At 65.0% G+C, this 15,899-nt stretch carries 10 protein-coding genes and 2 pseudogenes; 8 read left to right on the forward strand and 4 right to left on the reverse strand.

From position 1 onward, the window contains the following. Positions 1-68 precede the first annotated feature (68 nt). Both AB4074_RS10755 and AB4074_RS10760 read right to left on the reverse strand, forming a co-directional pair. The gene (locus AB4074_RS10755) at positions 69-1,427 is read right to left on the reverse strand and encodes an MFS transporter (protein ID WP_441413367.1); all 1,359 of its coding nucleotides are present in this window, start codon (positions 1,425-1,427) and stop codon (positions 69-71) included. 35 nt (positions 1,428-1,462) lie between these two features. Next, a complete protein-coding gene (locus AB4074_RS10760; RefSeq protein ID WP_441413368.1) occupies positions 1,463-2,401 on the reverse strand; it encodes a proteasome assembly chaperone family protein in 939 nt (312 codons plus the stop codon). Between the two features lie 318 nt (positions 2,402-2,719). On the opposite strand from AB4074_RS10760, the gene AB4074_RS10765 reads away from it, so the two are divergent. The 5 genes and pseudogenes from AB4074_RS10765 (at position 2,720) to AB4074_RS10785 (ending at position 8,702) form a co-directional block, all read left to right on the forward strand. Next, the gene (locus AB4074_RS10765) at positions 2,720-4,240 is read left to right on the forward strand and encodes a leucyl aminopeptidase (RefSeq protein WP_441413369.1); all 1,521 of its coding nucleotides are present in this window, start codon (positions 2,720-2,722) and stop codon (positions 4,238-4,240) included. A 235-nt stretch (positions 4,241-4,475) separates the two neighbouring features. Then, entirely contained in the window at positions 4,476-5,858 is a 1,383-nt protein-coding gene (gene lpdA / locus AB4074_RS10770) for a dihydrolipoyl dehydrogenase (protein ID WP_441413370.1), read from the forward strand. A gap of 33 nt (positions 5,859-5,891) precedes the next feature. Further along, positions 5,892-7,583 (forward strand): annotated as a pseudogene (gene sucB / locus AB4074_RS10775) (2-oxoglutarate dehydrogenase, E2 component, dihydrolipoamide succinyltransferase); the annotation flags it as partial. Between the two features lie 124 nt (positions 7,584-7,707). Continuing rightward, positions 7,708-8,061, forward strand: coding sequence for a hypothetical protein (locus AB4074_RS10780; RefSeq protein WP_059389121.1), 354 nt, complete (start codon positions 7,708-7,710; stop codon positions 8,059-8,061). 212 nt (positions 8,062-8,273) lie between these two features. Continuing rightward, positions 8,274-8,702, forward strand: a complete 429-nt coding sequence (locus tag AB4074_RS10785) for an OsmC family protein (protein ID WP_184739048.1) — start codon at positions 8,274-8,276, stop codon at positions 8,700-8,702. Positions 8,703-8,783: 81 nt separating this feature from the next. Here the strand turns inward: AB4074_RS10785 and AB4074_RS10790 are convergent, their stop codons facing one another. Next, positions 8,784-12,332, reverse strand: coding sequence for a S41 family peptidase (locus tag AB4074_RS10790; protein WP_441413371.1), 3,549 nt, complete (start codon positions 12,330-12,332; stop codon positions 8,784-8,786). 83 nt (positions 12,333-12,415) lie between these two features. On the opposite strand from AB4074_RS10790, the gene AB4074_RS10795 reads away from it, so the two are divergent. Beyond that, on the forward strand, positions 12,416-13,315 hold the full coding sequence (locus tag AB4074_RS10795; RefSeq protein ID WP_441413372.1) for a TIGR01777 family oxidoreductase: 900 nt from the start codon (positions 12,416-12,418) through the stop codon (positions 13,313-13,315). Positions 13,316-13,319: 4 nt separating this feature from the next. Here AB4074_RS10795 and AB4074_RS10800 read toward each other — a convergent pair whose 3' ends face one another. After that, positions 13,320-14,858 (reverse strand): serine/threonine-protein kinase, encoded by a 1,539-nt coding sequence (locus tag AB4074_RS10800; RefSeq protein WP_441413373.1) that lies wholly within the window; start codon positions 14,856-14,858, stop codon positions 13,320-13,322. A gap of 226 nt (positions 14,859-15,084) precedes the next feature. On the opposite strand from AB4074_RS10800, the gene lipB reads away from it, so the two are divergent. Beyond that, entirely contained in the window at positions 15,085-15,753 is a 669-nt protein-coding gene (lipB, locus tag AB4074_RS10805; protein ID WP_441413374.1) for a lipoyl(octanoyl) transferase LipB, read from the forward strand. Next, positions 15,750-15,899, forward strand: a pseudogene (locus tag AB4074_RS10810) (lipoyl synthase); the annotation flags it as partial. The gene lipB and the pseudogene AB4074_RS10810, both read left to right, overlap by 4 nt.

Here is a 15,899-nt window from a genome sequence, read left to right on the forward strand (position 1 = left end):
AGGCCTCAATTGCCGTATGTGGACAAAGGTGTCCGTCAGCGCCTGTGGAGGAACACCGTGAGAGCAGGCTACGGCGTGGAGCTCCGCTGCTTCGCTAGCCGTTCGCGGCGCAATTCCACGCGGCGTCGGCGCTGGTTTGCCAGCGAGACGAGGAGTGGCGGGACGTGTACCCCCTGGGCCGCCATTTGGCGGCGCACTTTGCGACGGGTCATGAGGATCAGGACCGTACCCACGAGCAGGAACAGGAACTGCACGCTCAATGCGATGCGGAAGGACGCCAGGCCGTACAGCTCCCCGCCCGAGAAACCGCTGGTGTGGAGGAGGTCGAGGATGAGCCCCACCAAGTAGATCGTCACGAGGGCTGCAACGAAGCCACCCACGTTGACGATGCCGGTGGCGGTGCCGATCCTGTGGGAAGGATTGAATGTCCGGGCAAAATCAAAACCGATCATGGACCCGGGGCCGCCGATGGCCAGGGCAACCACCAACAAGGCAAGCAACCATAGGGGCGCCCTGCTCGGCAACAGCAGCACCGCAGCCCACGCGAGCGCGGTGGCCGCCGTAATCAGGAGGACCATGGCCGAGCGCCGCATGGGGTGCCTGGCCACGAAGGTTCCAAACAACGGCCCCACGAGAATGCTGGTGACGACGAAGAGTCCCATCAAGGCGGACACGGTGGCCGGGTTCAGGCCCTGCGCCGATACCAGGAACGGGTAACCCCAGGACATGGCGAAGACGTTGCCGCTGAACTGGACTGTGAAGTGGCACCAGAGTCCCAGGCGCGTCCCGGGCTGCTTCCAGGCACGGGCCAGTGTCACGCCTGTGGCGCGTAGCCCTTGGGCGCTCTCCCGCGGCGGGTGACCCGGCGGAACGTCCCTGAGCAAGGCGAGAACAAGGACGACGGCGAGCGCCGACAACGAGCTCAACGCCAGGAAGGCCGTATTCCAGCCCGCCGAATGAAGGACCAGCGCGAACGGCACGACACTGATGAGCTGGCCGAGCTGGCCCGACATTCCCGTCAGCTGGGTGACGAGCGGAACCCTTGCCGGCGCGAACCAGATCGGCACGAGGCGGATCACGGAGACGAAGGTCATGGCGTCACCGGCGCCGACGAGGACGCGGCCGAGCACGCCTGCCGGAACAGCGTCGGCATAAGCCAACTGGAGTTGGCCGAGGCCCATGAGCACGGCACCGCTGGCGATCATGGCGCGCGAGCCGAAGCGGTCAACCAGGAGCCCGACCGGTATCTGGAGGCCGGCGTAAACCAGCAGTTGAAGCACTGTGAAGAAGGAAATGGCCGCCGCGCTGGCATGGAACCGTTCGGTAGCCTCCAGTCCGGACACACCGAAGGATGTGCGCTGGGCGACTGCCACAAGGTAGGCAAGCACCCCTATCGTCCAAATGAGCCAGGCGCGGGGTGCGTTCACCCTTCCATTATGCCCGGGGCTGCATTAAACCTGCTTTATGGGCGCGCATCTTTACGTGCGAGATACGCCTCAACCGCCGCCCCCAGGTCCTCGGCGTTCGGCAGTTCGTCGTTCTCGTCGGCGAGCAGGGAACGGCGGACCGTTCCCTCGGCCTTGTCGTCATAGCGGGACTCCAGTTTTGAAACAACCTGCTGGACGTCCTCGGATGCTTCCACTTGTTCGGAGATCTGCCTGCCCACTTCCCTGCCCGCCTCGCGAAGGCGGTCCGTCGGCAGCATCAGGGACGTGGCAGCCCCCAGGTATTCAAGTCCCGCCACCGCTGCCGGCGGGTACTCGGCATCGGCGAGGTAGTGCGGGACGTGGATGACGTACCCGGCCACTTTCCGCCCGGCCTCGACCAGCCGCAACTCGAGGATGTGGCCGACGGCCGCAGGAACCTCGACAGTCGGCTTCCACGTCGAAATGCCCTCGATGAGTTCCGGGCGGTTACCGTGCACCGTGACACCAACCGGCCGGGTGTGCGGAACAGGCATGGGAATGGAATGGATCCAGGTCACCAGGTTGACGTCCAGTTTTTCCACAATCCCGACGACGGCGCGCGCGAAACGCTCCCATTGGAGATCCGGTTCAAAACCGGCAAGCAGGAGGAACGGCTCGCCCAAGCCGTCATTGAGCTTGTAAAGCGCCAGTTGGGGGGCTTTGTAGTCCTCCAAATGGTCTTCGACAAAGCTGATGTGGGGACGGCGCGTGCGGTAGTCAATGAGCTGGTCGGCGTCGAACACAGCGACGGTTTCGACTTCGAGCGTATCCAGTAGTTCCCGGTTGATCTGCTGGACCACGTGACCGGCATCAGCGAATCCGGTGAAGCCCATCAGCATGTTGAGGCCCCTGATATCCGGGCTGTGGAAGAGCTCGATGTTGCTCGCATAGAGCGACTCAGGGTCAAGGAGTGAGCCGGAAATCCGTTCAAACACGGCATGTTCCTTTCGCAGTTTCAAATTCTTGGAGGAGCAGGCGGCTGCACGCCGCAACAGACGCCTCGGCGGCCGGCCACGCTCCATGTATTGGTACAACGCCCCGGACCGGCCGCGCATTCCTGTCGGCCAATGTGCCGCAACTCTCATTTAATTGCCTTCCCGCGCAACGGACAGACTACGATCGAGACGTGCCGCCGTGTGCGGACCCAAGCAACCACCGACGTTGTCACAAGCGGACAACCGAGGGGTACCAGGGCCGGGCGCCTAACATGCAGCCCGGCCAAGCCATGCAGAGAGAGATGAGGACAAATCCTCGTGGTGAAGACTACAGACATCACCCTTGGCACTATTGCCAAGGACCTGAAGAAGGCGCCAAGCGACGCACTCGTGATAGCCGTTGGCCAGGGGGAAGACGGGCCGGTACTGCTCGGGAACCCGCTGGGGGCGAAGGCCGCGGAAACCCTCGCCGCTTCATTGGGCCTCCTCGGCATCACGGGAGCACCCGATCAGGTACACCGTCTGCCGGGTCTTCCGGAGACCGGTTCGGGCGTCCTCGTCCTGGCAGGTGTCGGCAAGGTCGCCGGCGACGCGCTCCTCGCCGAGGAAACCCTGCGCCGGACTGCAGGATCCGCCGTCCGCCAACTGGCCGGTTTGTCCTCCGTGACACTGGCCCTCCCGACGGCGTCCCTCGCCGACGTCGCGGCCGTCGCCGAAGGCGCCGTGCTGGGTTCCTATTCCTATACAGAGCACCGCTCCAGCAAGGACGGCCTCAAGGATCCGGTCGGCAAGGTCCTGATCCACACGGCGTTTGACGGCAAGGACGTCCAGCCCGCGCTCGATCGGGCACTTCTCGTGGGACGCGCGGTCAACGCCACCCGCACCCTCGTCAACCAGCCTCCGAGCCACCTGTACCCGGAGTCCTTTGCCGAAGCTGCCAAGGAACTCACCAAGGGACTGCCGGTCAAGGTCACCGTGTGGGACGAGAAACGCCTCGAAAAGGACGGTTTCGGTGGAATCCTGGGCGTTGGCAAGGGTTCAACCCGCCAGCCGCGCCTCGTCAAGGTGGAGTACGCCCCGGCCAAGGCCACCAAGAAGATCGCGCTTGTCGGCAAGGGCATCACCTTTGACACGGGCGGCATTTCCATCAAGCCTGCCCTCGGCATGGGCGACATGAAGAGCGACATGGCGGGCGCCGCCGTCGTACTTAATACTGTCCTGGCCGTCGCGGGGCTTGGGTTGCCCGTCAAGGTGACCGCGTGGCTCTGCATAGCCGAGAACATGCCCTCCGGCGCTGCACAGCGCCCGGCTGACGTCCTCACCGTGTACGGCGGCAAGACGGTCGAGGTCCTCAACACCGACGCCGAGGGACGCCTGGTCATGGCGGATGGAATCGTCGCGGCCAGCCTCGAGCAGCCGGACGCCATCATCGACGTCGCGACACTGACGGGCGCCCAGCTGATCGCCCTCGGCAACCGGACCGCTGGTGTCATGGGTTCTGACGCCGTCACGGGCGCCCTCAAGTCCGCGGCAGACCGCGCGGGCGAGCTCGTCTGGCCGATGCCGCTGCCGGAAGAACTGCGGGCCAGCCTCGACTCGCAAGTGGCGGACATCGCCAACATCGGCGAACGCCACGGTGGAATGATGACCGCGGCCGTGTTCCTGCGCGAGTTCGTCGGGAAGGACGCCGAGGGCAAGCAGATCCCCTGGGCACACGTCGACATCGCCGGCCCGTCCTTCAACAACGGCAGCCCCTACGGCTACACGCCCAAGCAAGGCACCGGCTGCACCGTTCGGACACTGCTCGCCTACGTCGAAGACGTGCTGGCCACGGCCTAGACACGTCCCCAAGTGGGGCCGGTCCATGACCGGCCCCACGGCCTGACGTGAGTCTGGCCACAAGCGCCCCACAAATGCCTCGGCAGGGTGGAGCATGGATAAGTGGTTCGCTAAGGTGAACCACGGTAGTCACAAATGCAAGAGAACTTCGGTGCTGGCATAATCGCGGCAGTACAAGTTCCAAGACCAGATGACGCGTAGTCGCGTGTCATCGCTCACGCGAGGGAGCGTCCTAGTGGCCGATCAGGCAACTGCGCAAGAATTCGACATCCTGGTACTCGGTGGCGGCAGCGGCGGCTACGCCACGGCTCTGCGTGCCGTTCAGCTTGGTTTCACCGTTGGCCTTGTCGAGAAGGGAAAGCTCGGCGGCACCTGCCTGCACAACGGGTGTATCCCCACCAAGGCCCTGCTGCACTCGGCGGAACTGGCCGACCACGCACGCGATTCCGCCAAGTACGGCGTCAACGTCACGTTGGACAGCATCGACATCACGGCCGTGAACGCCTACAAGGACGGAATCGTCGCCGGTAAGTACAAGGGCCTGCAGGGACTCATCAAGTCCAAGGGCATCACGGTCATCGAAGGCGAAGGCAAGCTGCAGGGCACCGACACCGTCGTCGTGAACGGCGCAGCCTACAAGGGCAAGAACATCGTCCTGGCCACGGGTTCCTACTCCCGTTCCCTGCCCGGCCTGGAAATCGGCGGCCGCGTCATCACGTCCGATGAAGCGCTGACCATGGACTACATCCCCAAGAGCGTCATCGTCCTCGGCGGCGGCGTCATCGGCGTCGAATTCGCTTCCGTGTGGAAGTCCTTCGGCGTCGACGTCACGATCGTCGAAGGCCTCCCCTCCCTCGTTCCCAACGAAGACACCGCCATCGTGAAGAACCTCGAGCGCGCCTTCAAGAAGCGCGGCATCAAGTTCAGCACCGGCGTCTTCTTCCAGGGCGTCGAGCAGGACGACAACGGAGTGAAGGTCACCCTGGTTGACGGCCAGACCTTCGAAGCCGATCTCCTCCTGGTTGCCGTGGGCCGCGGCCCCGTTACTGCCAACCTTGGTTACGAAGAAGCAGGTATCACCCTCGACCGCGGCTTCGTCATCACCAACGAACGCCTGCACACCGGCGTCGGCAACGTCTACGCCGTCGGCGACATCGTCCCCGGCGTCCAGTTGGCCCACCGCGGGTACCAGCAGGGCATCTTCGTCGCCGAAGAGATCGCGGGCCTGAACCCGGTAGTCGTCGAAGACGTGAACGTCCCGAAGGTCACCTTCTGCGAACCTGAAATCGCCACCGTTGGCTACACCGAAAAGGGCGCCAAGGAGAAGTTCGGCGAGGACCAGGTCCAGACCCAGGAATACAATCTGGCCGGCAACGGCAAGAGTTCCATCCTGGGCACGGGCGGCATCGTGAAAGTTGTCCGCCAGAAGGACGGCCCGGTGGTCGGTATCCACATGATCGGTTCCCGCATGGGCGAGCAGATCGGCGAAGCACAGCTGATCGTCAACTGGGAAGCACACCCGGAGGACGTTGCCCAGTTCATCCACGCACACCCGACGCAGAACGAGACCCTGGGCGAAGTCCACCTCGCGCTGGCAGGAAAGCCGCTCCACGGCTAAGTCGTTACGCAAGACACCCGGTCCTGCGCCCGCACGAACTGCACCGTCACTCGCTGGCTCAAGCAGGTTGGTGACCGAGTGGAAGTCGACGAGCCCCTGCTCGAAGTTTCCACCGACAAAGTAGACACCGAAATCCCGTCTCCTATTGCCGGCATCATCGAAGAAATTCTCGTAGCTGAAGACGAGACCGCCGAAGTCGGCGCTCCCCTGGTTCGGATCGGCAGCGGCAGCAACGGCGCTGCAGCGCCCGCCGCCGCACCTGCGGAAGAAGCACCGGCAGCCGCCGCACCTGAGGCAGCACCAGCACCTGAAGCAGCACCGGCTCCCGCAGCCGAAGAAGCCGCAGCCCCCGCCGCAGCATCCGGCGAGGCATCGGGTCACGACGTGACTCTCCCCGCCCTKGGTGAAAGCGTCACCGAAGGCACCGTCACYCGCTGGCTCAAGGCCGTCGGCGACACCGTCGAGGTAGACGAACCGCTCCTCGAGGTCTCCACGGACAAGGTCGACACCGAGATCCCCTCCCCCGTGGCCGGCACTTTGCTCGAGATCCGCGTCAACGAAGACGACACCGCTGAAGTCGGTTCCGTTCTTGCCGTCATCGGCTCGGGCGCCCCCGCCGCAGCAGCACCGGCACCCGTAGCAGCACCCGCTGCAGCAGCACCCGTTGTTGAATCCGTACCCGCTCCGGCAGCCCCGGCTCCCGCAGCCGCCGCACCGGCTGCCCCGGCACCGGCAGCTCCCGCACCCGCTGCTCCGGCACCGGTTGCCGCACCCGCATCGTCTTCGAGCGAGTCCGGCTACGTCACCCCCCTCGTCCGCAAGCTGGCCAACCAGAGCGGTGTCGACATCACCACCGTGACAGGCACCGGCGTCGGCGGCCGTATCCGGAAGCAGGACGTGCTTGCCGCGGCCGACGCCAAGAAGGCAGCAGCCGCCGCCCCGGCGTCCGCTGCTCCTGCAGCCCCCGGCAAGCCTGCTGCTGCCCCGGTGGCGGCCTCCTCGCTCCGCGGTACCGTCGAGAAGGCTCCGCGCATCCGCCAGGTCATCGCCCGCCGCATGCGCGAGTCCCTCGAAACCTCGACGCAGCTGACCCAGGTGCACGAGGTCGACATGACCAAGATCGCCAAGCTCCGCCTCAAGGCCAAGGGCTCCTTCGAGGCCCAGAACGGCGTCAAGCTGACGTTCCTGCCGTTCATCGCCAAGGCCGTGGCCGAAGCCTTGAAGCAGCACCCCAAGCTGAACGCCGCGTACGACGAAGCCAAGCAGGAAATCACCTACCACAACGCGGAACACCTCGCGATTGCGGTGGACACCGACAAGGGCCTGCTGGTCCCGGTCATTTCCGACGCCGGCAACCTGAACCTTGCCGGCCTGGCCAGCAAGATCGCCGATGTCGCCGGCCGTACCCGCCAGGGGAAGATCGGTCCGGACGAGCTGTCCGGCGGTACCTTCAGCATCACCAACATCGGGTCTGTCGGCGCGTTGTTCGACACGCCGATCATCAACCAGCCCCAGGTGGGCATCCTGGGCACCGGCGCGATCGTCAAGCGTCCGGTTGTCGTTGCCGACGAGAACGGTGACGACTCGATCGCCATCCGCTCCATGATGTACCTGTCCCTCACGTACGATCACCGCCTGGTTGACGGTGCCGACGCGGGCCGCTTCCTGCAGACCCTCAGGGCCCGCCTTGAGGAAGGTTCCTTCGAAGCCGACCTGGGCCTCTGATTCCAGTTATCGTGTGACGGGAAGGTCCCGACGGGAAACCGCCGGGACCTTCCCGTTTTTCATGCCCGGATATTGCCCCGTGGCTTTGCTACGGCTCGTAGAAGATTCTGGATAAGCTGGAGCCATGACTATCCTCTTCAACGTCCTGCTGTTCTTGCACATCGTCGGCGCAGCCATGATTGTGGGCTACTGGATCGCCACCATGAAGCAGCCGACTGTCCACCCGCGCCAGCGGGATGGTGCCTTCGTGCAGCTGATCACGGGTATTGCGATGATGGGAATCCTGCCCATGCTGCCCAATGCCGACCCTAACTACTTCAAGCTCGGCATCAAGTTCGCGATCGGACTCGCAGTGGCCGTGCTCGCCGTCATCGGCTCGCGCAAGGTCAAGAAGGGCGAACCGGTCTCGACGGGCCTGGCCCACGGCGTCGGAGGCCTGGGATTGCTCAACATCGCCATCGCCACGATCTGGCAGTGACCGGCGAATACACGCTGACCTGAGCAAACAGCGCGGCCGCCTGGACATTCGTCCGGCGGCCGTCGCCGCTTAAACCGTCGCTTCTCAAACAGTGGCAGTCACAATCCTCTGAGAGCGGACAAGCGGTGCGCCGCCGCCGTCGAATCCCTAGGATTGAACCCGGCGGCATCCGGTATCCGGATGCCAATTCGCAACGACGCTGAGGAGTGGACATGGCTACAACACGCACCGCACACACCGTATGGAACGGCAACCTGATCGAAGGCGCCGGCAACACCACGCTGGACAGCTCAGGACTGGGGACCTTCAACGTCACCTGGAAGGCCCGCGCGGAGTCCGCGGAAGGCAAGACCAGCCCCGAAGAACTGATTGCCGCAGCACACTCGGCATGCTTCTCGATGGCATTCAGCAACGGCGTGGCGGGTGCAGGCTTCACGCCGGAAGAGGTCAACACCAAGGCCGACGTCACCTTCCAGCCGGGCGAGGGCATCACGGGCATCCACTTGACCGTGAGCGCACGCATCCCCGGTGTTTCCGAAGAAGAATTCCAGCGCCTCGCCGAGGACGCCAAGGTCAACTGCCCCGTATCCCAGGCACTCCGGGCAACTCCGATCACGCTGGATGCCACGCTCGCTTCCTAGCGGCAACACGTCCGAAACCTGTCCAAAAAGCGAGTCCCCGCCCTTCCGGAAGGGCGGGGACTTCGTTTTGCAGGCCTTGAGCTAGCCCTTTTGCGGCCTCGCGGGCAACGCAGCGGGGCGGACCTTGCTGTAGCCTTCACGAAGCGGCGGCCGGTCCGTGGGTAGTTCCTGGACCATTTCCTTGAGCGCGCCGATCCCGTACTCCAACTGGGGATCGGTGCCGGCCGCATAGGCGTGGGGCGGGAACACCACTTCGATGTCAGGCTCAACCCCGAAGTTCTCCACGCTCCAGCCGATGCCGCCGGAGAACCACGTGGCATAGCGCGGCTGGGTCACGCCGGTGCCGTCAGCCAGGGAAAAACGGTTGTCGATGCCGACGACGCCGCCCCAGGTCCGGGTGCCGATGACCGGGCCGATGCCGCGGAGTTTGGACACCTGCGTGATGATGTCGCCGTCGGAGCCCGCGAATTCGTCGGTCAGGATAATGACGGGGCCGCGCGGAGCGTGGTGCGGGTAGGTGCGCGGCTTTTCGCCGCGCGGCATGCTCCAACCGGTGACCTTGCGGCCGATCAGTTCAGCCACGAGCTGCGAAGTGTGGCCACCGCGGTTCCGCCGCACATCGACAATCAACCCGTCCAGCGCCGTCTCTGTATCGAGGTCCCGGTGAAGTTGCGCCCAGCCGTTGGCCATCATGTCCGGGACATGCAGGTAGCCGAACTTTCCGTCCGAGGCCTCGCGCACGGTGCGCCTGTTGGCGTGCACCCATTCCTGGTACCGCAAGCGTTCCTCATCCTTCATCGGAACTACGGCGATCCGCCGCTGCCGGCCGGCCTCCTCGCCGTGCCCGCCGCCATTCAAGATCGTGAGTTCCACCGTCCGGCCCGCTGCGCCCACCAGCTGTTTGGCTGGAGTACGGTCTGCGGAGAGCCCGACGCCGTCGATCGCCAGGACAACGTCGCCCACCTTCGCGTCGGCTCCCGGCCGAGTCAGCGGCGAGTTGGCCAGCGGGTCGGAAGTGTCTCCTGCGAGGATGCGCGTGATCTCCCAACCGGCCTCCGTGAGCTTGAGGTCGGCACCGAGCCTTCCCTGTCCATTGCTCCCGGGTTCGCCCGCCGCCGCCGGACGCACGTAAGCGTGGGAAGTGCCTAGCTCACCGTGCAGTTCCCACAGAAGGTCCACCAGGTCGTCGTGCGAGCCCAGGCGTTCGACGACGGGACGGTACCGTCGGTGCACCGAATCCCAGTCCTGGCCGGCCATGTCTTCGGTCCAGAAGAAGTCCCGCTGCAGTCGCCACGCTTCGTCGAATGCCTGTCCCCACACGGCCAACGGATCCATGACCACCCGGATCCGGTTCAGTTCAACCTTGACCAGCTCGCCCGATTCTTCCTCAACCTTGGCGTCGGACGGTACGGCGATAACCTTCTTGTCGTTGACGAAGACCAGTTTCTTGCCGTCTCCGGACAATCGGTAGCGCTCAACCGCGGACGCGAGTGTGACCTGCTTTTGCTTCGAAAGCTCATAGCGGACCAGCGCCGGAGCAGGTGCCTTGTCCTGCACCGTGCCACGGCCATCTCCCGTGACGCCTGAGAGCGGGGTGTCGAGCCACAGCAGTGCGCCGTTGGAGGCCGAAAGGGCCGAGTAGTTGCCCTGCGGCACGGGGACGCCGATGACACGCAACGGCAGCCCTTCACGGTCCACGCGGACTTTGACGTCGGTCCCGGCGCCATTCCCCGGACCATCCTTCGCGCCGTTCGTCGCGCCGTTCTTCCCGCCGTTCTTCCCTTCGGGTACAGCGTCCGCTTCGTCCTCGTCCAGCAGGTCCACTACCGGGCCGAAAGGCGAAGGAGTGGCTGCAGCTAGCGCCACGAGGTACGGCTTGATGGGGCTCGGGAAAGACAAGTCGAAGGCATGGCCGTCGTACACGGGATCGAAGCTGCGGTTCGAGAGGAACGCCAGGAATTTGCCATCGGGAGTGAAGGCCGGCGATTCGTCGCAGAAGCGGCCATCGGTGACGTCCACGATGTCTTCCGGGTTGGCAGTGCTGACCATGCGCAACTTGCTCCGCGAGCCGAAGGACGTCACAGGCTCGGACCATGCGAGCCATTGTGAGTCCGGCGACCATGCGAGGCCCTCGATGCTGCCGTCCCCTACGCTGACAAGCAGCGACAAGGTGCCACTGGCAGTGTCGGCCAGGTAGACGTCCCCGAATGCGGTACCCACGGCAAGCCACCGGCCATCGGGACTGGCTTCGAGGGCGCTTGGACGGGCTGCCTTGGGGAAATCGATCCTCAGGAAGTCGAGCCGTGACTCCTCGGCTCCGCCCCCCGCGGAGTTGACCGGGACAGCCTCGGCGTCCGCGGACGCCGTAGCGGGCTCCGCGTGCGGTTCCGGCAGCCGAACCGCGGACGTCGCGGGCTGTCCCGCAATGGCCGATGCCGAGACCGGGCGGGGCAATTGTCCGGCGCCGTCCTCTTCAGCTTCGCGTGGCGCGGGTCCAGCGTCCTGGACTGGCGCCTCGACGGCAGGCCGCGAAAAACGCGGGGCAATCCTCTTGATGTAAAGGGAATCGACGCCGTCGTGGTCCGCTACATAGGCGATACGCCCGTCAACAAGGGGGCGGGGAAGCCTTGCCCGCACGCCCGGGGTCGCTTCCACCACGCGGGACGGTCCGTCTTGGTGGCGCAGCCAGTGGATGGTTCCGTGGGATTCCACCGCGCTGGCCGAACCTGCCGAGTTGGGGAAGACGTCGCCCAAATGGGCGGCGGCTTTGAGGGGTGATGGGCGGCGCGACTGGGATGCCGAGCCCAGCGAGATGTCCACCCGCACGGCCTCGGCATCGGCCTCGAGCGTCGGCAGGATCCACAACTCGCCGGCCGATTCAACGATGACCCGCTTGCCGTCGCTGGCAGCGTGCCGGACGTAGAAGTCCTCGTGATCGGTATGCCGGCGCAGATCCGAACCGTCCGGCTGCACTGAATAGAGATTTCCGTATCCCTCGTGGTCTGAGAGGAAGGCGATCCGTCCGCCTACCCACAGCGGGTCCGCGAGGTTCCCGTCGAGCCCGGGAAGCAAGCGGGCGAACTCGCCGTTCCCGTCGGCGTCGATCCACAGTTTTCCGGCGGTACCGCCGCGGTACCTCTTCCACCAGGCAGGCTCGCGGGAAAGCACGCTCGCAAGGACAACGGGACGCTCGTCCCCCACTTCCGGGCCGAACGCCACCGATTCGACGGGGCCGAAGGGAAGCCCGACGGCGGGGCCGCCGTCGAGCGGCAAAGCGTAGGCATACGTGTGCCGCCCCTCAGCCTGTTCGAAAGCCGTGGTGACCACGATGTCGCCCGAGGAGGTGAATCCCTTGACGCGGGTGGTGCTGTGGCCGAAGTAGCTCAACTGCCGGTACCCGCCGCCGTCGACATTGGCTGTCACCACCTCGGGTGCGGCACCGACGATCGTGGTCCAGACGAGCCGCTTGCCGTCCGGGGTGAAGCGGGGATTGCGTGCAGGGAGCTGCTGGGCCGAAATCCGCCACGCGCGGCCTCCGGCCACGGGCGCGATCCAAACGTCGTCTTCGGCCACGAAAGTGATCAAATCGCCGTGCAAATGCGGGAAACGGAAGTAGCTGGAGGAGGTCATTGTTCGATCATAGTCAACGGAGAAGCGAGCCCTTTGAGGCCTGCCGTAATGCCGAAGTGATGCTTGCCATGATGAGATGGGGCATGCGAATCGTGATATCGGGTGCTTCAGGATTCATCGGAACCGCGCTGTCCGCGCATCTCCTCGGCCGCGGGCACGAGGTCGTCCGGCTGGTCCGCCGTCCGCCTGCAGGGTCCAGCGAGGCATATTGGGATCCGGCCGCGGGTCAACTGGATCAGGCGGTACTCGACGGCGCAGACGCAGTGGTCAACCTCTCCGGAACAAGCATCGGGGAGCGCCGATGGACCAAAGCACGCGTACGGGACATCATCGACTCACGCTTGCGGACAACAAAAACGCTCACGGCGGCCATGCGACGGCTGGGAACTCCGCCCGGATCGTTCCTGAGCCAGTCGGCCTCGGGTTACTACGGCTCGTCCCGTGCCGGCCTGCTCCGCGAGGACGCGGGACCAGGCAAAGGCATGCTGGCCACCCTGTGCGTCGATTGGGAGGCCGCCGCCCACATGGCACCTGCCGGCGTACGAGTGGTGACGCCACGTACCGGTGTGGTCCTTAGCCCTGATGGCGGAGCGTTGGGGCCGCTCCTTCCGTTGTTGAAGATGGGCGTGGGCGGACCGTTGGGAAACGGCCGGCAATATTGGCCGTGGATTTCCCTCGTGGATGAAGTTTCAGCCTTCGAATACCTGCTCAACTCGTCACTCGAAGGTCCCGTCAACGTGTGCGCCCCGGAAAGCGCCGACGTCAACGCCATCGTCGCTCAACTGGCGGCGGCTCTGCACAGGCCGGCGTTCCTACGCGTACCTGCCCCCGCGCTGCGTCTCGCCCTCGGCAGCCATCTGGCAGAGGAACTTGTCCTTGCCAACCAGCGCATGGAACCGGCACGGCTGATGGACTCGGGCTTTGCCTGGCAGCACCCTGCGCTGGCGGACGCCGCCCGATGGGTGGCAAGCGGCGGCAAATGATCGCCTAAGACTTGGCCAGGATCTCCGCGATCCTCCACGCATCCCCGCTACGCAGGAGAACCACCCTGAGTTCCTGTGGTGCTCCGCGGGGACGCGCTCCGACTACCTTCCCTGAGGCGTCCCGTTCGTCATAGGCGGACGTTTCCACCGTGACATTAACTGTTGCCCGGTCCGGGCCGGAAGGGCTCTCCGTGCTCACGCCGGTCAAGGTCGTGGAAAAGCCGGCGAGAACCAAGCCGGCGCCGATCAATTCGTCCCTGAGCTTCCCATCCGAGGCGGCGGCCGCCGAGCCCTGCACATTGACGTGGTCCAGGAGTTCGAACTTGCCGGAACTCAACGCCGTGTCCCGGATCGCCGACAGTCCCCTGATGGCTTCCTCTGGCTTTGGGGATCGGATCCGGCTCCACAGCCCCGCGGGAACCTCAACCGCCGCTGGGACTTCGCCGAGGACGGTCTGAGGCGCCGAAGCGGAGGCCTCGGCTCCCGGTCCCCGATCGCCAGTCCACCACCCTGTGCCAGCCAACCACACCGCGGCTACTGATCCGGCGACCACGATTATCCCGACGGCGAGCACAACGGACGCCGCCCGCCGTCGTACGGAAAGCGGCGCAACCGCCCGCCTGTGTCTGCGTCCCACTCCCGAACGGCGGAAGCTGAAAAGCGCCGCGATGCGGGCTTGCATTGAGCGAGGACCGGAAGCCCGACGCCGGGTCATCAGTTCCGGAACAACAGCCGCGTGCACCGAAGCCGAAAGGTCCACGGCTTCCGCCGCGGCGCTCCGATAGACTGCGACACCCAATTCGGCCGCGGAGGGCCGCTGTTGTCCATCCGGATGAAGCCCGGCCTCGATGGCAACGGCCAGGGCGGTGGGAACCGCGGGTACCAGGAGTGTCAGGGGCGGCCGGCGTGCCGCAGTGTCCGGAGCAGAACCGGTGAGGCAATACCAGCCAAGGGCAGCGAGGGCGTAGGTATCCCGCTGCGGCTGGAGTTCCGCGCTCCGCCGGACAACCGGATCGGGATCCACGAATCCGGGAGTTCCGGACTCCGGGACCCCGGAAGCGTCCCCCACCACGCGGGAAATGCCCATGTCCGACAGGAGCGGCTTCCCTTGGGCAGTGAAGAGCACATTGCCGGGCGAAACATCGGAATGTGTCATGCCTTGGCGATGCAGATAAGCCAATGCCTGCGCGAGCGGCGTCAGGATAGTCACCGTCTCACCCACGCCAAGACGCCCCCTGCTGGACACCAACTGCCCGAGGGATCCCCCGGGGGCGTTGTCCCTGACCACGCCCAAGCCGCCGTCGAAGGACCCTGCCAACTCAACGACGCCGTGGACGTTGACGAGGTGCTCATGGTCCAGCCTGGACAGAAGCCGCACCTCACGCAGCACGGATGACCTGGCCTCCCCTGGATCCACCGTCGCCGGCCTCCGGCCAAGGCATTTCACGGCGAAATTGCTCCGCGACCGCTGCTCCGTTGCGAGCCACACCGTGGCGCTCCCGCCGCGCCCCAGCTCACGGACCGGAACAAAGCCTGGGATCAAAGGTTCGGAAGGTTCGATCCCCGGGGAAGGTATGTCCCCCTTATGGTCCCGACCACTCTCGCCGGGCGAAAAAGTCTCCATGCCTCAACAAATACCGGAAATCGCGGATTGCCGCAGAAGTTATCCACAGGCCCTGGGGGCCGCGGCCCCGCAAGCAGGCAGAGTACGACTGAGAGCTTGGCCACAAAATCATGGCGTGCGTCCAGCGGGGTCTAAGCTTGTCCCCATGACTCTTGAGTTTTCACAGCTGGGTCTTGCCCCGGATTTCGTTGACTACATACAGGGCTGGGATATCCAGCGCGAACTCCACAACAAGGTTGTTGCCGGCGAGAAACCGAGCACCGTCCTGCTCCTTGAACATGCCGCGGTGTACACGGCTGGCAAGCTCACGGAGGACCACGAGCGCCCGTTTGACGGAACGCCGGTCGTACCGGTGGACCGTGGCGGCAAGTTGACCTGGCACGGACCGGGACAGCTCATTGCCTACCCCATCCTCAAGCTGAAGAACCGCGCCGGGATCCGTGACTACGTCGAGCGCCTCGAAGCCGTCATGATCGCAATCATGGAGGACTACGGGATCAAAGCCACGCGGGTCAAGGGCCGGGCCGGAGTCTGGGTCCTCGCCGACGACAAGGGCCCGGACCGCAAGATTGCGGCAATCGGCATCCGTGTCCTCGACGGCGTCACCATGCACGGCGTGGCCATCAACTGCAGCAACGATCTCGCTCCCTACGCGCAGATCATCGCGTGCGGCATCACCGACGCCAGCGTCACCACCATGTCCATTGAGACCGGCAGGACCATCAACCCGGCCGACATTGCCGAGCGCTTCATCGAAGAGTTCCGCAAGCACGAAGAACCACTCGTATCCAGCCCCGAAGGAGCACTCCAGTGACCCTGGCACCTGAAGGCCGTAAGCTGCTGCGCGTTGAACAGCGCAATAAAGCCGTCCCGGTCGAACGCAAGCCCGAGTGGATCAAAGCCAAGGTCCAGATGGGCCCTGAATTCGTGGGCCTGAAGAACCTCGTGAAAAAAGAAGGC

The organism is Arthrobacter sp. 2MCAF14, assembly GCF_052115645.1.
Lineage (GTDB): Bacteria > Actinomycetota > Actinomycetes > Actinomycetales > Micrococcaceae > Arthrobacter.